Annotated in this window: 20 protein-coding genes; 13 read left to right on the top strand and 7 right to left on the bottom strand. The window is 68.2% G+C overall.

The features are described from left to right. Window positions 1–64 precede the first annotated feature (64 nt). On the bottom strand, window positions 65–856 hold the full coding sequence (locus ASC81_RS20350) for a YdcF family protein (RefSeq protein WP_162245939.1): 792 nt from the start codon (window positions 854–856) through the stop codon (window positions 65–67). A gap of 37 nt (window positions 857–893) precedes the next feature. Between ASC81_RS20350 and ASC81_RS20355 the strand changes: the two genes are divergently transcribed. From ASC81_RS20355 to ASC81_RS20375, 5 genes are read left to right on the top strand one after another with little or no spacing between them, the layout of a single operon-like run. Further along, window positions 894–4397, top strand: coding sequence for a DUF748 domain-containing protein (locus ASC81_RS20355; protein ID WP_056271166.1), 3504 nt, complete (start codon window positions 894–896; stop codon window positions 4395–4397). 9 nt (window positions 4398–4406) lie between these two features. Continuing rightward, on the top strand, window positions 4407–4946 hold the full coding sequence (msrA, locus tag ASC81_RS20360) for a peptide-methionine (S)-S-oxide reductase MsrA (RefSeq protein WP_056271169.1): 540 nt from the start codon (window positions 4407–4409) through the stop codon (window positions 4944–4946). Then, the gene (locus ASC81_RS20365) at window positions 4946–5677 is read left to right on the top strand and encodes an ABC transporter ATP-binding protein (protein WP_056271172.1); all 732 of its coding nucleotides are present in this window, start codon (window positions 4946–4948) and stop codon (window positions 5675–5677) included. The genes msrA and ASC81_RS20365 overlap by 1 nt, the downstream gene beginning before the upstream one ends. Further along, window positions 5674–6867, top strand: coding sequence for an FtsX-like permease family protein (locus ASC81_RS20370; protein WP_056271174.1), 1194 nt, complete (start codon window positions 5674–5676; stop codon window positions 6865–6867). The genes ASC81_RS20365 and ASC81_RS20370 overlap by 4 nt, the downstream gene beginning before the upstream one ends. 23 nt (window positions 6868–6890) lie before the next feature. Then, window positions 6891–7394 (top strand): DUF3299 domain-containing protein, encoded by a 504-nt coding sequence (locus tag ASC81_RS20375; protein ID WP_056271176.1) that lies wholly within the window; start codon window positions 6891–6893, stop codon window positions 7392–7394. On the opposite strand, the gene pdxH is transcribed toward ASC81_RS20375, so the two are convergent. Continuing rightward, window positions 7391–8026 (bottom strand): pyridoxamine 5'-phosphate oxidase, encoded by a 636-nt coding sequence (gene pdxH / locus ASC81_RS20380; protein WP_056271178.1) that lies wholly within the window; start codon window positions 8024–8026, stop codon window positions 7391–7393. The two genes, ASC81_RS20375 and pdxH, sit on opposite strands and share 4 nt — an antisense overlap. Window positions 8027–8174: 148 nt before the next feature. On the opposite strand from pdxH, the gene ASC81_RS20385 reads away from it, so the two are divergent. Beyond that, the gene (locus ASC81_RS20385) at window positions 8175–8774 is read left to right on the top strand and encodes an NTP transferase domain-containing protein (RefSeq protein ID WP_056271180.1); all 600 of its coding nucleotides are present in this window, start codon (window positions 8175–8177) and stop codon (window positions 8772–8774) included. Between the two features lie 7 nt (window positions 8775–8781). Here the strand turns inward: ASC81_RS20385 and ASC81_RS20390 are convergent, their stop codons facing one another. Then, complete coding sequence (locus tag ASC81_RS20390) at window positions 8782–9405, bottom strand: gamma-glutamylcyclotransferase (RefSeq protein WP_082536683.1); 624 nt, start codon at window positions 9403–9405, stop codon at window positions 8782–8784. A 125-nt stretch (window positions 9406–9530) separates the two neighbouring features. Between ASC81_RS20390 and edd the strand changes: the two genes are divergently transcribed. Genes edd through ASC81_RS20405 form a run of 3 tightly spaced genes read left to right on the top strand, consistent with a single transcriptional unit; the run spans window position 9531 to window position 12537 of the window. Then, window positions 9531–11360, top strand: coding sequence for a phosphogluconate dehydratase (gene edd, locus ASC81_RS20395; RefSeq protein ID WP_056271183.1), 1830 nt, complete (start codon window positions 9531–9533; stop codon window positions 11358–11360). An 11-nt stretch (window positions 11361–11371) separates the two neighbouring features. Then, window positions 11372–11995 (top strand): bifunctional 4-hydroxy-2-oxoglutarate aldolase/2-dehydro-3-deoxy-phosphogluconate aldolase, encoded by a 624-nt coding sequence (gene eda / locus ASC81_RS20400; protein WP_056271186.1) that lies wholly within the window; start codon window positions 11372–11374, stop codon window positions 11993–11995. Further along, window positions 11992–12537 (top strand): MOSC domain-containing protein, encoded by a 546-nt coding sequence (locus ASC81_RS20405; RefSeq protein WP_056271189.1) that lies wholly within the window; start codon window positions 11992–11994, stop codon window positions 12535–12537. Before eda ends, ASC81_RS20405 begins: the two co-directional genes overlap by 4 nt. On the opposite strand, the gene ASC81_RS20410 is transcribed toward ASC81_RS20405, so the two are convergent. Further along, window positions 12534–13076, bottom strand: a complete 543-nt coding sequence (locus ASC81_RS20410; RefSeq protein ID WP_056271192.1) for a PaaI family thioesterase — start codon at window positions 13074–13076, stop codon at window positions 12534–12536. The two genes, ASC81_RS20405 and ASC81_RS20410, sit on opposite strands and share 4 nt — an antisense overlap. A gap of 67 nt (window positions 13077–13143) precedes the next feature. Then, on the bottom strand, window positions 13144–13560 hold the full coding sequence (locus tag ASC81_RS20415) for a DUF4902 domain-containing protein (RefSeq protein ID WP_162245940.1): 417 nt from the start codon (window positions 13558–13560) through the stop codon (window positions 13144–13146). An 87-nt stretch (window positions 13561–13647) separates the two neighbouring features. Between ASC81_RS20415 and ASC81_RS20420 the strand changes: the two genes are divergently transcribed. The 3 genes from ASC81_RS20420 to ASC81_RS20430 all read left to right on the top strand — a co-directional run bounded on the left by ASC81_RS20420 (window position 13648) and on the right by ASC81_RS20430 (window position 15663). Continuing rightward, window positions 13648–14376 carry a helix-turn-helix transcriptional regulator gene (locus ASC81_RS20420; protein ID WP_056271197.1) on the top strand — a complete coding sequence of 243 codons (729 nt, stop codon included), beginning with the start codon at window positions 13648–13650 and terminating at the stop codon, window positions 14374–14376. A gap of 309 nt (window positions 14377–14685) precedes the next feature. Further along, window positions 14686–14937 (top strand): hypothetical protein, encoded by a 252-nt coding sequence (locus ASC81_RS20425; protein ID WP_156392328.1) that lies wholly within the window; start codon window positions 14686–14688, stop codon window positions 14935–14937. Between the two features lie 84 nt (window positions 14938–15021). Beyond that, window positions 15022–15663 carry a CatA-like O-acetyltransferase gene (locus tag ASC81_RS20430; protein ID WP_162245941.1) on the top strand — a complete coding sequence of 214 codons (642 nt, stop codon included), beginning with the start codon at window positions 15022–15024 and terminating at the stop codon, window positions 15661–15663. Here the strand turns inward: ASC81_RS20430 and ASC81_RS20435 are convergent. After that, complete coding sequence (locus ASC81_RS20435) at window positions 15660–16568, bottom strand: SDR family oxidoreductase (RefSeq protein WP_056271205.1); 909 nt, start codon at window positions 16566–16568, stop codon at window positions 15660–15662. The two genes, ASC81_RS20430 and ASC81_RS20435, sit on opposite strands and share 4 nt — an antisense overlap. Before the next feature lie 93 nt (window positions 16569–16661). On the opposite strand from ASC81_RS20435, the gene ASC81_RS20440 reads away from it, so the two are divergent. Next, window positions 16662–16871 (top strand): DUF4287 domain-containing protein, encoded by a 210-nt coding sequence (locus tag ASC81_RS20440; protein ID WP_056271208.1) that lies wholly within the window; start codon window positions 16662–16664, stop codon window positions 16869–16871. A 12-nt stretch (window positions 16872–16883) separates the two neighbouring features. Here the strand turns inward: ASC81_RS20440 and xth are convergent, their stop codons facing one another. After that, entirely contained in the window at window positions 16884–17654 is a 771-nt protein-coding gene (gene xth, locus ASC81_RS20445) for an exodeoxyribonuclease III (RefSeq protein ID WP_056271211.1), read from the bottom strand. Window positions 17655–17665: the final 11 nt, after the last annotated feature.

Below are 17665 nucleotides of genomic sequence, written 5' to 3' on the forward strand. Positions count from 1 at the left end.
GTGGCATAGCCACCCAACCCCGCCCGGCCTTCAAGCCCGGCGGGGTTTCTACTTTCCGGTGGGCTTAGCGCCCTGCCCACCAAGCCAGCGTTTCATAGACGACATAGCGCACCCGCGCAAAGCCCTCGACCGACGGGCACCAGTCGTCAAAGCTGCTCAGCGCGTCGTCCCTCAAGCCGACGGGGGCCGGCAGCACGTGCAGACCGAGCGGGGCCGCCTCCGCCTGGAAGGCGCGCAAAGCGCGGCGCATGTGCGCGTCGTGTGTGACGAGGATGACCTGCTTCACGCCGGCCTTCGCCAGCAGCGGCAGTGTCTGGGTGGCGTTCTCGCGCGTGTCCCTTGAACTGGCTTCGGCCCAACGCAGCGGCAGGCCGTGGTTTTCCGCGGCCACACGGGCGACGATGTCGGCCTCGGGCTGGCGCAATTCGGTCGCTGTCCAGCCGATGCCACCCGAAAACGCGAGCGGCCAGCCGCTGCGCCGCGCCAGCCATACGCCATAGGCGAGGCGCTCGGCCGTGATGCGAGTGGGCGCACCGGCGCCGAATTCCGGCACGTGGCGCCTGACCCCACCGCCCAGCACCAGCACCGCGCCATCCGTGTGGCCGCGCAAGGCATCGGCCTGGCCGGGGCTCAGCAGCGCCGGCTGGCCGGCGGCCCGGCTCAGCAGCTCGCCGGCCGCCTCGGTGCCCGACAGCCACACCCCGGCAAGCGCAAGAATCAGCAAGAGCCCACCAAAGCGCCGGCCGCGCCGGAGCCGCCAGGCGCCCCAGACGGCCAGCAGCAGCATGGGTGCCGGGGGCAGGGCGGCCGCCAGCAGCAAGGTCTTCAGGCCGGAATAGTCAAGGGCGAGGCTCACCGCCGGCATCATCGCCCACATCAATAATGCGTCCGCCGTGAAGACAGCTCCCCGTTCCCCTGTTCGCATCGCCCTCTGGACCCTGGTCGCCCTGTCGGCCCTGGTCTCGCTGCTGTTGGTGTTCGTGACCCTGGCACTGCCCGGCTGGATCGCCAGCCGCGGGGTGACGCTGGCCACCGAGACGCTCGGGCGGCCGGTGCACATCAAGCAGGCGCATTTCCAACCCTGGCGGCTGGCGGTCGTCATCGACGACCTGCGCATCGATGGTCAGGCACCCAGCCAGCCGCCCCTGTTCACGCTGGCCAAGCTCGACGCCGCTCTATCGCTTCGCTCGCTGCTGCGCGGCAGCCTTGTCGTCGAATCACTGGCGCTGACCCAGCCTGTGCTGCGCCTGGCCCGTGTTGCCGAAGGTCGTTATGACATCGACGACCTGATCCAGCGCTTTGCCGCAAAGCCTGGCGTCCCCGACGGGGATCCGGTTGAGTTCGCCGTCTACAACGTCGAGCTGACCGATGGGCGCGTCTTCTTCGACGACCGTCCGGTGCAGCGCAAGCATGAACTGGCTGCCCTGCAACTGGCCCTGCCTTTCGTGTCGACGCTTGAATCGGACGTCAAGGTCACCGTGCAGCCGCATCTGAGCGGCAGGCTTGACGGCGTCGCCTTCGACAGCCGCGCCGAGGCGCTGCCCTTTGCCGATGACGTCAGCGCGCGGCTGTCGTTCAAGCTGGCCGGCCTCGACCTCGCGCCGCTGGGCGCCTATGTGCCGACCAGCCTGCCGCTGCGCCTTTCCACCGGCCAACTCGACGTCGACCTGGCTGTGGACTTCGCCGAGCAGGCCAAGGGCCCGCCGGGCGTCAAGCTCAGCGGCCAGGTTCAACTGCGCGACCTGGCGCTGACCCAGCCGAATGGTCAGCCGATGCTCGGCTTCAAGCGGCTGAGCCTGCCGCTGGTCGACGTGCAGCCCTTCAAGCGCCGGATGGGCCTGGGGGAAATCCTGCTGGAGTCGCCCAGCGCCACGTTGAGGCCGCTCGCTTCCAACAAGCCGGCGGGCAAACCCAGCGTCGCTCCAGCGCCGAGCGCCACGCAGCCCTGGCAATTCAGTTTGACCGGCCTGCAGGTCAGCGACGGCCGCTTCACCGTCCGGGATCTGACTCTCAACGCCATCCAGCTCAAACTTGGCGGGGCCGCCTGGCCATTGAAGGCGCCAGCACAGCTCGACGGCAGCCTGCGCCTGGACGATGCGACGCTGACAACGCAGGTCAAGCTGTCGCCCGAGTTACTGCAGGCTGACGCCGAACTTGTCGACCTGGCCGCCGAACGCCTGGCTGCCTGGCTACCCTTGCCAGCCGGCGCGCGGCTGGCGGCCGGCGTGTCCACCAAGGCCAATTTCAGTGTGATGAACCCGCTGGCCGATGGCGCGGCCGATCGGGCCCAGTTGACGCTCACCGAGACGCAGATCAGCAATGCCCGCCTCAGCCTGCCCGGTGCGCCGCGGCTGTTGACGCTGGCTTTGGCTCGGCTTGACAAGGCCAGCGTCGAGCCCGCGACCCGGACCGTCAGCCTCGGCGCGCTGACGTTGGACGCTCCCCGTGCCCAACTTGCGCGTGGCGCCGATGGCCAGCTGAACATCGCAGCGCTGCTGCCGCCCGACAGTGCGGCGTCCGCGCCTGCGCCCGTGGCGAACCCCGCCTGGAAACTGCGGCTCGCCGCGCTCAACGTCGAGCGCGGCGCGGTCCGCTGGCACGACGCCGCGGTGCAAGGCGGCGTGGCGCCGGTGGCGCTGGCCATCGAGCCCCTGCGCCTGCAAACCACTGCGCTGACCTGGCCCGCCGCAGCGCCGGTGCAGGCCCAACTGGCGGCCCAGCTCGTGGCCGTCGGCCCCAACGACCAGCCCATCGCCGACAGCGCCGGCAGCCTCCAATGGAGTGGCCGCGTCGGCCTGTCGCCCCTGTCAGTCATCGGCAGCGTGCAGGCCGCAGCTTTGCCGGTCCATCTGCTCAACGCCTACCTCGACCCTGCCTGGGGCCTGCAGCTGCAGCGCGCCGAGCTGGGGCTGAAGGCTGACTTCAACGCGAGCCAGCAGGCGGGCGGCGGCTGGCAGACGGATCTGGGTGGCGATGTACGCGTCGGGCCGCTGGCGCTGCTGCAGGCCCGCGTCGTCGATGGCCAGCGCGTCATCGGTGAAGACCTGATGAGCTGGCAATCCCTGCAGCTTGACGGCGTCAAGCTGGCCTTGGCGCCCGGCGCGCCGCTGCGGCTGGCCGTCAAGGACGCCCAGCTCGACGACGCTTATGCCCGCCTCATCGTCAACGAGCAGGGCCGCTTCAACCTGCGTGACATCGGCCCCGCCGAGGCCGCGGCGGCCTCGGCTGCCGCTTCAGCGGCTTCGGCCGCCGCCATCGCCAAGGCGCCGCAGCCTGAGATCGCGGTCGAGCGCATCCGCGTCAACCGCGGTCTGGTCGATTTCAATGACCGCTTCGTGCGCCCCAACTACAGCGCGCGGCTGTCCGAACTGCATGGTTCGCTCGGCGCCTTCTCATCCACCAGCCCCCTGATGGCGCCATTGACGGTGCGCGGCAAGGTCGCCGGCACCGGCGTGCTGGAGATCGACGGCCAGCTCAAGCCGGGCTCACCGCCGGCCATGGACGTGGCCGCCAACGCGACCGACATCGAGCTGGCGCCGCTGTCGCCCTATGCCGCCAAATACATCGGCTATGTGATCGAGCGCGGCAAGCTGTCGACCAAGCTGCGCTACAAGGTCGAGCCGGGCGGTCAGCTGGTTGCCAGCAACCAGATCATCCTCAACCAGCTCAGCCTGGGCGAGCGCGTCGACAGCCCCGACGCGACGACGCTGCCGGTGCGCTTCGCCGTGGCGCTCTTGAAGGACAGCAATGGCGTCATCGACGTCGACCTGCCCGTCAGCGGCTCGCTGAACGACCCCGAGTTCAGCGTCGGCGGACTGGTGTGGAAGCTGGTCCTGAACCTCTTCGGCAAGGCGCTGACGTCGCCCTTCGCGCTGTTCAGCGGCAGTGACGCGCCCGAAGCCGCCCAGGTCGCGTTCGCGCCCGGCGGTGCCCAGCTGGGCGACGCGTCCAAGCTCGACCGTGTCGCCAAGCTGCTGGTCGACAAGCCCGGGGTACAGCTGATGCTGATCGGCTGGGCCGGCATCGCCGCCGAAGGCCAGGCCATCCGCGAGCAGCGCTTGGCGCAGGCGCTGAAAGCCGAGACCGCACCCACGGCCGAAGCCAGCCTGAAGCGCCTGTACGAGGCCAGCACCCTGCCGAACAAGCCAAAGAACCTGCTTGGCCTGCCCAAGGACCTGCCGCCCGAGCAGATGCGCGGCCTGCTGCTGGGCAGCTACACGGTCAGCGGCGAGGCGCTGACCCAGCTGGCCGTGGCCCGCGCCAACGCCGTGCGCGACGCGCTGCTGGCCCGTGGTGCGCCCGCCGCGCGTGTCATCGTCGGCGCCCCTCAGGTCTGCGACACGGCTTGTGACGAGGTCTGGCGCCCCCATGTCGAACTTTCCCTTTCGGCCCACTGAAAGCCACCCATGACCACACCGACCCTTGAACGCATCACCCTGGCCGGCGGCTGCTTCTGGTGCCTGGAGGCCGTCTACGAGCGCGTGCGCGGCGTGCACCAGGTCGAGAACGGCTACAGCAACGGCCAAGGTGCCGCGGCGCCCACCTACGAGGCCGTCTGCGGTGGCAACACGGGCTTTGCCGAGGTGGTGCGGATCGACTTCGACCCCGCCGAGGTGTCGCTGCGCGAGCTGCTCGAAGTGTTCTTCACCATCCACGACCCGACCACGCTGAACCGCCAGGGCGCCGACGTCGGCACGCAATACCGCTCGGCCATCTACTGGCACACCGAGACCCAGCGCCAGCTCGCGGCCGAAGTCATGGCCGAGGCGAACCAGCACCACGGCGGCCGCGTCGTCACCGAGCTGCTGCCCGAGGCCAACTACCACCCGGCCGAGGCCTATCACCAGCACTACTACGCCCGCAACCCCGAGCAGGGCTATTGCGCCTTCGTCGTCGCGGGCAAGGTGGACAAGTTCCTGGCCAGCTTCAAGCGCCTGGTCAAGTGATGCTGGCCTGGGGCGGCCTGCGCCATCGCTACACCGGCGGCGCCGAGATCGGCTATGCCGATTTCGCGCTGGCGCCGGGGCGGCACCTGCTGCTGCGGGGCGCCTCGGGCTCCGGCAAGTCGACGCTGCTGGCGCTGCTGGCCGGGCTGCTTCGTGCGCAGCAGGGCGAGCTGGTCGTGGCCGGCACGGAGCTGCAGACGCTCGGCGCGCGCGCACTGGACGCCTGGCGCGGCGCCACGCTCGGCTTCGTGCCCCAGCGCCTGCACCTGAGCGAGGCGCAGACGGTGGCCGAGAACCTCGCGCTGCCGGCCCTGGCTGCAGGGCAGGGCGCCGACCCGGCGCGCGCGGCCGAACTGCTGGACGCGCTGGACATCTCCGAGCTTGCCGCGCGCCGGCCCCACCAGCTCAGCGTCGGCCAGGCCCAGCGCGTGGCCCTGGCGCGCGCACTGATGCGCCGGCCGCGCCTGCTGCTGGCCGATGAGCCCAGCGCCAACCTGGACGATGAGCACACCCTGCACATGCTGGCCCTGCTGCTTGACGCGGCCGAACGCGAGGGTTGCACGCTGGTCATCGCCAGCCATGACGCACGCGTGGTCGAGGCGCTTGGCGAACGTGCTGACGTCAGCGAGGTGGTGCTGCGGGGCGGGCCGAGCGCCCGGCCGCTCCCAAGCCGGCCCGCCATCCCCTCGGGGGATCGGACGACGTACTCGTCGGGCGAGGGGTCGACATGATCCGCTTGGCTTGGCGATACCTGTGGTCCAGTCCGCTGACGACGGCGTTGAACCTGCTGCTGCTGACCCTGAGCCTGGCGGCCGTGACCTTCGTGCTGCGCGCCAGTGCCCAGGTCGAGTCCGGGCTCAGGCGCGACCTCGCCGGCATCGACCTCGTCGTCGGCGCCAAGGGCAGCCCGATGCAGATCATGCTGGCCGGCGTCTTCCACCTCGATGCCCCGACCGGCAACATCCCGCTGGCGACGCTGGAGCTGCTCAGGCAACAGCCGCTGGTGGCCCAGGCCGTGCCGCTGTCGCTGGGCGACTCATATCAAGGCTTCCGCATCGCCGGCACGGCGCCTGAGTACATCGATCTCTACGGTGGCAAGCTCAGCCAGGGCGTACTGTGGACAAAGCCCATGCAGGCCGTACTCGGCGCCGAAGTCGCTCGTGCGACCGGGCTCAAGCCCGGCGACCGCTTCGCGGGCAGCCATGGCCTGGCCGAGGGCGGCGGCGCGCATGGCGAGCAGCAGTTCGAAGTTGTCGGCGTGTTGGCCGAATCAGGCAGTGTGCTGGACCGCCTGGTGCTGGCGGATCTCGCTTCGGTGTGGGAAGTGCATGAAGAGCACCATGCCGATGAAACCCATCATGACGAAGACCAGCACCGCGAGATCACGCTGGCGCTGGTGCGATACCGCAGCCCGCTTGCGGCCGTCTCGCTGCCGCGCTGGGTCAATGCCCAGGACGGCTTGCAGTCCGCCGCGCCTGCGCTGGAGACCGCACGGCTGATGCGGCTGGTCGGCGCGGGTACCGAGGTGCTGCGCGGGTTCGGCGTCGTGCTGCTGGTTGCTGCGGGCCTGTCCGTGTGGGTGGCGCTGCTTCATGCCGTGCGCGCCCGCCAGGGCGACCTGGCCATGCTGCGCATGCTGGGTGCACCGGCCCGCCGCGTCGCCGTGCTGATCGCGCTGGAGGCGCTGCTGCTGGCCGGCCTTGCCGCCGTGCTGGGCCTGGCGGCAGGACACGGTCTGGTGGCTGTGCTGGAGCGCGTGCTGGCGGAGCGGCAGTCCTTGCGTCTGGGCCCACTGGGCTTCAGCGAAGCCGAATGGCTGGTACCACTGCTGGCCTGCGGCCTGGCGCTGCTGTCCGCTGCCTGGCCGGCCTGGCGGGCTTATCGACTGGATGTCACAACCCTGCTGCAAGCTCCGCGCTGAGCAACGACGACAATCCCGCCATCATGAAGTTCAAGCCCCTTGTTGCCGTTTCGGCCCTTCTCGCTCTCTCTCTGGCATCCGCAGCCGCAGTGGCCCAAGTGCCGCCTGTTGTCGGACAAGGCGCCGGCTATCACGACCCGCGCAGCGCCTTCAAGCCGCTGGAGGATCGCGCCGATGTCGTGTCCTGGAAGCTGCTGTCCCAGGTCACCGCCAAGGCCGAGAAAAAGAAGATCGTGCCGACCTTTCCGGCGGCGGTGCAAGCGCTGGACCGCAAGACGGTCAAGGTGCAGGGCTTCATGATGCCGCTGGAGGCGGGCGACAAGCAGCAGCACTTCCTGCTCTCAGCCGTGCCGACGAGCTGCTCTTTCTGTGTACCAGCGGGCCCTGAAGGCCTGGTCGAGGTGCGCACCAAGAAACCCGTGCGCTACACGCTGGAACCCGTCGTCGTCGAAGGCGTGCTGGCCGTGCTGAACGACGACCCCTACGGCCTGTACTACCGCGTCGAGGACGGCAACGCGGTCAACTAAGGCGCGAGCCGCTCGCGCAGCCAGTCGCTGCCGTCCAAGCGGAAGCACAGCCGGTCATGCAGGCGTGAGCGGCGGCCCTGCCAGAACTCGAAGCGGTCCGGCACGAGGCGATAGCCGCCCCAATGCGGGGGGCGGTCGGGGTTGATCCCATGCTGCATGGCCGCCTTGGCTGCATTGGCCACCAGCACCGCGCGTGTGCTGATGACCCGGCTCTGCGGCGACGCCCAGGCGCCCAGGCGTGAATCCAGCGGGCGGGTCCTGTAGTACTCGTCGGACTCCTCGGCAGAGGTCTTCTCGACGCGACCTTCAATACGCACGACACGCTCCATTTCAACCCAATGGAACTGCAGAGCCGCGAAGGGGTTGTGTGCTAACTCCGCACCTTTACGGCTTTCGTAATTGGTGAACCAGACCATGCCACGCTCGTCGCAGCCCTTCAGCAGCACGACGCGGGTGGAGGGCCGATTGCCCGTGCCGACGGTGGCCAGCGTCATCGCCGTGGGTTCGGACACATCGTGGGCGATGGCCTCGTCCATCCAGCGCTGGAAGAGGGCCAGCGGGCCGTCCGCGGCTTGCGCCTCGTCCAGCTCCCCTAGTTCATAGCTCTTTCGGAAGTCGCTCAATTTGCTCATGGGTGGAAGTATGCAGACCTTCCCTTAAAGGCCTTCCCTTAAGTGAACGTACCAGTTTCAAGCGCAGTGGCACTCGGCATGCTTGTGGCACTGCAGCAAACGGCACAGACCGTCGCGCAGCGATGGGGTTTGGAAGGACGAATAGCCAATGACAAAGCGACGCCCCGCCGTCGTCGTGCTGGCCGCAGGTCGCGGCTCACGCTTCCGCGGCCCGGGCCACAAGCTCGAGCAACAGCTGGATGGCATGCCGGGTGCCGACACCTTGCTCGCCCGCAGCCTGCGCCACGCCATCGCCACGCAGTTGCCCGTCGTTGTCGTGACCACGCCGGCGCTGGCGCCGGCGGTCCACAAGCTGGTGGCCGCGCGCGACGTGGTCACGCTGTCTGAACGCGACGCCCAGGGCATGGGCCACTCCATCGTCGCCGGCGTCAGCGCCACGGGTGACGCCGATGGCTGGCTGATCCTGCCGGCGGACATGCCGCTCGTCCAACCCGCCACCATCATGGCCGTCGCCCACGGCCTGGAGCGCTATCCGGTCTGCTATGCGCAATACCGTGGCATCCAGGGGCATCCGGTCGGTTTCGGCACCGAGCTCTACTCCGAGCTGATGGCCTTGCAGGGCGATGAAGGCGCGCGGCGCATCGTGGCGCGCTATGCGGCGCAGCCGATTGCCGTCGACGATCCCGGCGTGCATGTCGATGTCGACACCGAGGAAGACCTCGCGCGCCTGACCGCAAACACTCGCTGAACCGCCACTAAAGCGGTGCGCACAGGCCGTGCTGCGCGGCCAGATGGACCTGGCGCTCCAATTCCATGTCGCGGATGCCGTGCTCGCGCAAACCCTGCACGGTGCGCAGCAGGTAGTCCAGCGTGGTGCCGTAGCGGCCGCTGGCGTGCTGGAAGATATGCAGCAACTCGGGCTCGTGCAGCTGCCCCGTCCAGTTCGGGCTCTGGCGCGACAACGTGAAGGCCAGCGCGCGCAGCCGGCCCGAGGCGGTGTCGCAGTTCAGCCAGCGCGGCTCGTAGACGCCATTGAGCATCTCGCGTGCCCACAGCCGTGCCAGCACTTCTTCGCCGGCGGCGCGTGGAATGCGGTAGACGAGGCCGCGGCAGCTGCCGCCGGAGATCAGCGCCAGCACCAGGCCCGGTTCCTGCGGCGAACCCCGGTTCACGCGAGAGCGCATGCGCAGCACGCGGTGGAAGCCCAGCACCTTGGCCGGCAAGGCCTCGGCATACTCGAACTCGGGCCGCCAGATCAGCGAGCCGTAGGCGAACAGCAGCAGGTCGTCCCCGCTGGCCCGCCATTCGGCCGCCGTGCGCAGCAGCAGGTGTTCGCTGCGCACCGGGCCGTGGGGAATGTTGATTGCCTTTGAAGCCATCAGCCCTATCTTGTCAGCGTTTGCCTGGTACCCAGCCCGTAACCCGCTGGCCCCAATGACAAAGTAATATGGTTACCTAAATTCCCAAGGGTCGGTTACGTGAACGAGACCCACGGAGGCACATCATGAATCCCACACTCATCGCCGTCACCGACCGCATCCGCGAACGCAGCGCCAAGCTGCGTGGGGACTACCTGGCCCGCATCGCCAAGCTGGGCGGGCGCCAGCGCGGCTTCGAGCGCATGGGCTGCGCCAATGTGGCCCATGCTGTCGCGGCGCTGCCAGCCAACGACAAGCTGCGCATCGTTGCCGAGAAGGCGCCGCATCTCGGCGTCGTCACGGCCTACAACGACATGTTGTCGGCGCATCAGCCCTACGAAACCTATCCCGAGCAGATCCGCGCCGAGGCCCACCGCCTGGGCGCGACGGTGCAGGTCGCCGGTGGCGTGCCGGCCATGTGCGACGGCGTCACCCAGGGCCTGCCCGGCATGGAGCTGAGCCTGTTCTCGCGCGACACCATCGCCATGGGCACGGCCGTCGCGCTCACGCATGACGTGTTTGATGCGGCCTTGCTGCTGGGCATTTGCGACAAGATCGTGCCGGGCCTGTTGATCGGCGCGCTGCACTTCGGCCATTTGCCTTGCGTCTTCGTGCCGGCGGGGCCGATGAGCACGGGCATTTCCAACAGCGACAAGGGCAAGGTCCGCGAGCTCTATGCGCAAGGCAAGGTCGGGCGCGACGAACTGCTGAAGAGCGAGTCCGCTGCCTACCACGGCGCGGGCACCTGCACCTTCTACGGCACCGCCAACAGCAATCAGATGCTGCTGGAGGCCATGGGCCTGCATACGCCAGGCAGCGCTTTCGTGCACCCGCATGACGACCTGCGCGCGGCGCTGACGCGCGAGGCCGTCGCCACGGCGCTGAAGATCAGTGGCCGCATCGAGGGCCATGCCGCCAAGCCGATCGGCCACATCGTGGACGAGCGCTGCATCGTCAACGCGATGGCCGCTTTGCTGGCCACCGGCGGCTCGACCAACCACCTGATCCATTGGGTCGCGGTCGCGCGCTCGGCCGGCATCCTGATCAACTGGACCGACTTCTCGGACCTGTCTGCCGCCGTGCCGCTGCTGTCGCGTGTCTATCCGAACGGCAGCGCCGACGTGAACCAGTTCCAGGCCGCTGGCGGCCCCGGCTTCGTCATCCGCGAGCTGCTGGACGCCGGCCTCATGCACGAGGATGTCCTCTCCGTCGCCGGCGACAGCCTGCGCCCCTACAGCTTCGTGCCGCATGCGGTGGGGCAGGGCGGGGAGGTGCTGCGCGAAGCCCTGCCGGCCGTCAGCAGCGACGACAGCGTCGTGCGCACGGCGACCGCGCCGTTCAGCGCGACCGGTGGCCTCAAGCTGCTGGATGGCAACCTGGGCCGCGCCGTCATCAAGGTCTCGGCCGTGCCCGAGGACCGCCATACCGTCGAAGCCCCCTGCCGCATCTTCACGACGCAGGAAGCCATGCTCAACGCGTTCAAGAACGGTGAGCTGGAGCGCGACGTCATCGTCGTCGTGCGCTTCCAGGGCCCGCATGCCAACGGCATGCCTGAGCTGCACAAGCTGACGCCGCCGCTGGCTGTGCTGCAAGGCAAGGGCTTCAAGGTCGCCCTGGTCACCGATGGCCGCATGAGCGGCGCGTCGGGCAAGGTGCCCGCCGCCATCCACGTCAGCCCCGAGGCCCTTGCCGGCGGGCCGCTCGCAAGGCTGCGCGACGGTGATCTCGTGCGCCTGTGCGCGCTGACCGGCACGCTGCAGGCCCTCGTCAGCGAGACCGATTGGGCCGCGCGCCCGGTTGCCACACTCGACCCGGCCGAAGCCGATATCAACGCACACGGCCTGGGCCGTGAACTGTTCGCCGGCATGCGCCGCAATGCCCTGAGCGCCGAGGAAGGCGCCGTCACCTGGTTGTGAGATTCATAAGCATGCTTGAAACCCTGAGCCTGGCCAGTTACGGCCCCGTCATCCCCGTCATCGTCATCCAGCGCCTGGAAGACGCCGTGCCGCTGGCCGAGGCGCTGGTCGCCGGCGGTGTGCGCGTGCTCGAAGTGACGCTGCGCACCCCCGTCGCCCTGCAGGCCATGGAAGCCATGGCCAAGGTGCCGGGCGCCATCGTCGGTGCGGGCACCCTGCGCAGCCCCGCGGACGTCACCAATGCCAAGAACGCCGGCTGCCAGTTCGGCGTCAGCCCCGGCTATACCGACGCGCTGGCCGAAGCCTGCAAGGCCGCCGGCCTGCCGCTGCTGCCGGGCGTGTCGACAGCTTCCGAAGTGATGACGGCCAACGCGGCGGGCTTCGGCTTCCTGAAGCTGTTCCCGGCCGTCGCGGTCGGCGGCGTCAACCTGTTGAAGTCGCTGGCCGGGCCCTTCCCGGACGTGGCCTTCTGCCCCACCGGTGGCATCTCGCTGGAGACGGCGCCTCAGTTCCTCAAGTTGCCCAACGTCAAGGTCTGCGGCGGCTCCTGGCTGACCCCGCAAGACGCGGTCGATGCCAAGGACTGGGCGCGCATCACCCGGCTGGCCGCTGAGGCCGCAGCGCTGCGCGCATGACCGCGGCTGTCGTCGCGGCCGTGTGGGCCAGCGCGACGCACAGCTTCTCCAAGGTCGCGCAAAGAGAGCTGACGCTCATTGCAGGGCAGGGCGTTGCAGGCGACGCCCATTGCGGCGTGACGGTCAAGCACCGCTCGCGCGTTGCCAAGGATCCGACGCAGCTGAACCTGCGCCAAGTGCACCTGATCCAGGGCGAGCTGTTCGACGGGCTTGCGCGGCGGGGCTTCGGGGTTCAGCCTGGCCAGTTGGGCGAGAACCTGACCACGCGCGGGATCGACCTGCTGGCCTTGCCATGCGACACCGAACTGCGCATCGGCGCCGACGTCCTGCTGCGCCTGACCGGCCTGCGTAACCCCTGCCCGCAGATCGAGAACTTCGAAGCGGGCCTGCTGAAGGCCGTGGTCGACAAGGATGCGAACGGCGAGATCGTGCGCAAGGCCGGCGTCATGAGCGTGGTGCTGGCCGGCGGCGTCGTGCGCCCGGGAGACCGCATCAGCGTTCGGCTGCCGGCCCTGCCGCACGCCAAGTTGGAACGGGTCTAGGCCGGCAAGTCGAAGAGCAGGCAGGTCGTCGAGGCATGCGCGTAGAGCTTGCCGTCATGGCCGACGAGGTTGGCCTCGGCCGTGGTCACCTGCCGCCCGCGGTGCACGACGCGACCGACGGCGCGCACCAGGGGCACCTTGTCGTTCAACGCCCGCACCAGGTTGACCTTGAACTCCAGCGTCGTGTAGCCGCGGCCGACGGGCAACGTCGTGTGCACCGCGCAGCCCAGCGCCGAGTCAAGCAGCGTCGCAAACCAGCCGCCGTGCACGCTGCCCAGCGGGTTGTAATGCTTGAACTGCGGCCGGCCCTGGAAGATGGCCTCGCCGTCGGCCACCGAGACCAGCACAAAGTCCATCGTCTGGCTGATCGGCGCCGCCGGGCCCTCACCGTCGATCAGCGCCTGCATCTGCTGCAGGCCGGTCTTGCCGGCCATCAGCGCGCGCGGCGCCACGCCTGGCTCGGGTCGCGTGACGGCGCGCAGCGCGGCTTCGTCGGCTTGCCATTGCGCGAGGACGTCTTCGGGGGCGGTCGGATTCATGGTGGTGGCGGCAGTGGAAGAGCCACCGATTCTGCGCAAGCGCGCCGAGGCGCGCTGTCGCCGAGGTTCAGGCCGCCAGGCGTTCGGCTGGCGCGCCGCTGCGGCGCGAAGGCTCGCCCAGGCGCAGCTGGTCCAGGACCGGGCCCTGCCAGGGCAGCAGATAGACCAGCGTGGCCAGCGTGGCGCGGCGGCGGGACGACAGCAAGGGCCGGTTGTGGTCGTCCAGCAGCAGCACGTTGGAACGCACGTTGAGGGGATCGACCTGCACCACGGTGCCTTCGCCCACTTCAACCCAGTCCCACTCGACCCAGGCGCGCGCATCGGCATAGCAGCGCTCCCAACGCGTCGTGCCGGCGGTCGGGCGCTCGCTGCTGCGGTTGCGGTGCACGCTGGTCTGGGCGTGACGGACATCCTGGGCGGCGCTGGACAAGGCAGCAACGGGCCAGCAGACGCTGCCCTCGGGCAGCTTGATCAAGGTCGGCATGAACATTACCTCTAGGTCGTGGGATTCAAACGTGGAGGCAGTCTCTGTTCACGGTCGAGGAGGAACAAGCTGGCAGACTTGGCAGGTATGGGTAAGCCCGAAATGAACTATCAGCAGCTGATCGACGTCGGCTTGAGCGAGGACTTTGCGAGCTTCGAGCGCCGGCTTGTGGCGACGGCGGATGCGATGGGGTTCCCCATCATTTCGGGCGTGCTGATGCGCGGTGTGCTCCAGGACACAAACGTACAAATCACCTCGTTGGGCAATACACCAGAGGGGTACCTCGAAGTCGCCAAGGATCTCGGAGAGGCTCGTCGTGATCCGGTGATGACGAAGCTCATGACGCAGGCGGTGCCTGTCGTGTACGACCAGCGGACCTATTCATCCGCAGGGGCTGGAGAAATCTGGGAAGCGCAGGCACCGTTTGGCTACAAGACAGGCATCGCGGTCAAGCTGCATCTCCCAGGAGACAAGCACTTTCTGCTTGGCGTGGACCGCGAAGAAGCGCTACCTGAGTCCGGCATGCAGCTCATGCAAATGGTGGCAGGGCTTCAACTGCTCGCGGCCCATGCGTTGACAGCTGCGGACCGGTTGTTGAGCCCGAAGTTAAACAAGGGCGATTTGCCGAAGTTGACCAAGCGAGAACTCGATGTCTTGAGTTGGACTGCCCAAGGAAAGACTGCCTGGGAAGTCAGCGTCATCTTGGGCATGAGTGAAAAGACAGTGAACTTCCATCTTGGCAATGCCATGCGCAAATTGGACGTGACGTCCAAGCACCAAGCCGTGCTCAAGTGCGTTGCCTTCGGACTGCTTTGATGCGCTTGGCGTGAGCGCAACCTAGCAGACTTGCTAGGTTTCTAGGGGGGTGAAAACAGGGACAGTTCGGTCAAGCGAATTCCAGCCCCGTCACTCACCAGGAGCCCCCATGAAAGTCATCGACCTGATCTGCGAAATCCTCGGCCTGCCTAAGCTTGGTGGCTGATCGGCGAGACAGCATCATTGGCCGACAAGCATGCGGTAGTGGACGGCGCCGGTGACCAGCTCCAGACAACGAGCTCCGCACCGACGGTCCGTTCCCCAGATCCGCTGCACCCGGTCCCGATCTCCTCATCCGTCCCTGGCACCGTGTCCATCTCCGCCAAAACCTATGCCCGGTTGCTGAGCCTCGCCGACCAGGCGCCGCTCGAATGCCTGCCGCTCACGTCGCGGACCCTGGCGTGCGCCAAGACGCTGGGCTACAACCAGATCGGGCAGATCCGCAGCACGCCCAACAGCCGGCTCTTCGCCGATCTTGGCGAGGACCGCGCCGAGGAGCTTCAGCGTGCGCTCTATGACTTCGGCATGCGACCCTCGCAGCTGGGCGATCTGAGCGCCTGACGCGCCAGCAACGTTCAACTCCTTAGAGCCCGGCAGCCTCACGGTTCCGGGCTTCTTTTTGCCTGTCGTGCGAGCATGCGCAACATGCAAGACCGCGACATCCCCCTGGACACCTGGCCGCGCCGCGCGGCCCTCGAACATTTCCGCCGCATGGCCCAGCCGGCGTTCAGCGTCACCGTGCCTGTCGACGTGACCGGCCTGCGCGAGCGCGCCGCAAGGCATGGCGCCACGCCGTGGCTGGCCTACCACCACGCCGCGCTGGAGGCTGCCAACGGCATCGACGGCATGCACCAGACGCTGACCGCAGATGGCGTGCGCGAATTCGCCGTCATCCACGCCAGCACGACGGTGCTGCGCGATGACGGCAGCTTCGGCTTCCTGACCTTACCGCGCGAACCCTCGCTCGCGGCTTTTGCCGCCCGGGCCAAACCCGGCATTGAGCGCGTGCGCCGCGCCAGCGGCGATCTTTTTGCCGCCGACGATTCCGGTGACGTGCGCGAGGAGACCCTGGTGCACATGACCGCGCTGCCCTGGCTGGCCTTCACTGCCTTCACCCACGCCCGCGGCCAGGGCGACGACCGGCCCAAGGTGGCCTTCGGCCGCTTCAACGAAGTGAACGGCAGGCTCCTGATGCCGGTGGCCGTGGACGTTCACCACGCGCTTTGCGACGGCTCGCACATGGGCCGCTTCTTCGAGCGGCTGCAGGCGAACCTGGACGCGATCTAGCGGTAGTCAGCCACGTCGACGTCGCCCGCCTCGCTGTCCAGCATGTGGCGCCAGGCATCCGGCTGGCTGCCGTCGAGGTCGGTGAAGCCGTAGACACGCGCCAGTTGGCCGCTCGACAGCGACTGGCCGTTCCAGCGCGCGACGTCGGGGTCGGCGGCGAGCGCGACGACGGCCCGGCCGACGAAGGCGGGGCTTTCGGCAATGGCGAAGCCGGGCACGCGCTGGATGGCATCGCGCCAGTTGTCCTCGGTCACGTCAAACGCCTCCAGCATGGCTTCGGAGCGCAGCCAGCCCGGCGTCAGCGACAGGCCGGTGGCGCCATGCGACTTCAGCTCATGCCCGAGCGCAAAGCCCATGCGCAGCACGGCCGCCTTGCTCAGGTCGTAGAAAAAGGAGTTGCGGTAGCGGGTGCCGTTGTAGGCCTCGGTGCCGTCGTTGATCTCGACGACGAGTCCGCCGGGCGCCTTCAACATCAGCGGAATGGCGCAGTGGCTGGTGATGGCGTGGGTGTCGATGGCCAGACGCAGGCTGTGCAGGCCGAAGTCGAGGTCCGACTCCCAGACCGTCTTGCCCCATTCGATCCGTGTGGCGCCGAAGATGTCGTTGACCAGGATGTGCAGGGAGCCTTGTTCACTCTCGATGCGGGTGACTAGCTCGCGCACCTCGGCAGGCACGAGGTGATCGACACGCACGGCGATGCCTCGGCCGCCGGCGGCATCAACGAGCGCGGCCGTCTCTTCGATGGTCTCGGGCCGGTCCATCTCGGACCGCGCCGCGACGGTGCTGCGGCCGGTGCAGTACACCGTCGCACCCGCCTCGCCCAGTGCCACGGCGATGCCGCGGCCCGCGCCGCGGGTCGCGCCCGCCACCAGGGCGACCTTGCCGGCCAATGTCTTGCTGCTCATGTCGATCTCCTCAGCGCCTTGGTCGAAACTGGCCGTGTTGAATCGTCGTCAGCAAGAGCCGCCAGGCGCTCGCCACAACCCAGGATCAGCCACATGGCAACGCAAGACAAGGTCAAAGGCCCCGCCAGCTACTTCCCCTCCATCGAGCAGAAATACGGCCATCCCATTGCCTACTGGGAGCAGCTCATCACCAGCTCGGGTCCGCTCAAGCACATGGAGCTGGTCAACATGCTGAAGACCGAGCATGCGATGGGCCATGGCCATGCCAATGCGCTGGTCGCCTGGGTTCTGGCCAAGAAGTAGCGCCGCGCGCGCTTAGCCGTCAATCGTCACGATGACCGGCGCGTGGTCGCTCGGCCGCTCGTTCTTGCGCGGCAGCTTGTCGATCTCGCAGGCGGTCACGCGGGGCTTCAGCGCTTCGCTGACGAGGATGTGGTCGATGCGCAGCCCCTGGTTCTTGCGGAAGGCCAGGTTGCGGTAGTCCCACCAGCTCCAGCTCTTGGGCGGCTGCTCGAAGAGGCGGAAGGCGTCGGTCAGGCCCAGGTTGATGAGCTGCTGGAAGTGTTCCCGCTCCTGTGGCGTGCAGTGGATCTGGCCGGCCCAGCCGATGGGGTCGTAGACGTCGCGGTCTTCCGGCGCGATGTTGAAGTCGCCCATCAGCACCAGCTCGGGATGCTGCTTCATCTCCTCGATCAGCCAGGTGCGCAGGCCGGTCAGCCAGTTCATCTTGTAGGTGAACTTGTCGCTGTCGGGTGCCTGCCCGTTGGGAAAGTAGCCGCCGATGACGCGCACGCCGCCCACGGTGCCGGCAATGACGCGTGCCTGTTCGTCGGCAAAGCCGGTGATGTTCTTGACGACGTCATCGGCCCGCTCGCGGCTGATCAGCGCGACGCCGTTGTAGGTCTTCTGGCCGAACCACTGCACCTGGTAGCCGGCCTCGCCGATCTCCATGGTGGGGAACTTGTCATCGGTGAGCTTGGTCTCCTGCAGCACCAGCGCATCGACGGGGTGGGCGGCCAGCCAGTCCAGCACCTGTGGCAGGCGGACGGCGAGGGAGTTGACGTTCCAGGTGGCGAACTTCTTCATCAGGTCATCCT

Origin of the sequence: Pelomonas sp. Root405 (genome assembly GCF_001425165.1) — a bacterium.
GTDB lineage: Bacteria > Pseudomonadota > Gammaproteobacteria > Burkholderiales > Burkholderiaceae_C > Pelomonas.

What these genes read in the sequence shown, in the direction of transcription:
- msrA (WP_056271169.1), top strand. Translation starts at nt 4,407, where the DNA reads ATGACCACACCGACCCTTGAACGCATCACCCTGGCCGGCGGCTGCTTC.
- ASC81_RS20365 (WP_056271172.1), top strand. Translation starts at nt 4,946, where the DNA reads ATGCTGGCCTGGGGCGGCCTGCGCCATCGCTACACCGGCGGCGCCGAG.
- ASC81_RS20370 (WP_056271174.1), top strand. Translation starts at nt 5,674, where the DNA reads ATGATCCGCTTGGCTTGGCGATACCTGTGGTCCAGTCCGCTGACGACG.
- ASC81_RS20375 (WP_056271176.1), top strand. Translation starts at nt 6,891, where the DNA reads ATGAAGTTCAAGCCCCTTGTTGCCGTTTCGGCCCTTCTCGCTCTCTCT.
- pdxH (WP_056271178.1), bottom strand. Translation starts at nt 8,026, where the DNA reads ATGAGCAAATTGAGCGACTTCCGAAAGAGCTATGAACTAGGGGAGCTG.
- ASC81_RS20385 (WP_056271180.1), top strand. Translation starts at nt 8,175, where the DNA reads ATGACAAAGCGACGCCCCGCCGTCGTCGTGCTGGCCGCAGGTCGCGGC.
- ASC81_RS20390 (WP_082536683.1), bottom strand. Translation starts at nt 9,405, where the DNA reads ATGGCTTCAAAGGCAATCAACATTCCCCACGGCCCGGTGCGCAGCGAA.
- edd (WP_056271183.1), top strand. Translation starts at nt 9,531, where the DNA reads ATGAATCCCACACTCATCGCCGTCACCGACCGCATCCGCGAACGCAGC.
- eda (WP_056271186.1), top strand. Translation starts at nt 11,372, where the DNA reads ATGCTTGAAACCCTGAGCCTGGCCAGTTACGGCCCCGTCATCCCCGTC.
- ASC81_RS20405 (WP_056271189.1), top strand. Translation starts at nt 11,992, where the DNA reads ATGACCGCGGCTGTCGTCGCGGCCGTGTGGGCCAGCGCGACGCACAGC.
- ASC81_RS20410 (WP_056271192.1), bottom strand. Translation starts at nt 13,076, where the DNA reads ATGAATCCGACCGCCCCCGAAGACGTCCTCGCGCAATGGCAAGCCGAC.
- ASC81_RS20415 (WP_162245940.1), bottom strand. Translation starts at nt 13,560, where the DNA reads ATGCCGACCTTGATCAAGCTGCCCGAGGGCAGCGTCTGCTGGCCCGTT.
- ASC81_RS20420 (WP_056271197.1), top strand. Translation starts at nt 13,648, where the DNA reads ATGGGTAAGCCCGAAATGAACTATCAGCAGCTGATCGACGTCGGCTTG.
- ASC81_RS20430 (WP_162245941.1), top strand. Translation starts at nt 15,022, where the DNA reads ATGCAAGACCGCGACATCCCCCTGGACACCTGGCCGCGCCGCGCGGCC.
- ASC81_RS20435 (WP_056271205.1), bottom strand. Translation starts at nt 16,568, where the DNA reads ATGAGCAGCAAGACATTGGCCGGCAAGGTCGCCCTGGTGGCGGGCGCG.
- ASC81_RS20440 (WP_056271208.1), top strand. Translation starts at nt 16,662, where the DNA reads ATGGCAACGCAAGACAAGGTCAAAGGCCCCGCCAGCTACTTCCCCTCC.
- xth (WP_056271211.1), bottom strand. Translation starts at nt 17,654, where the DNA reads ATGAAGAAGTTCGCCACCTGGAACGTCAACTCCCTCGCCGTCCGCCTG.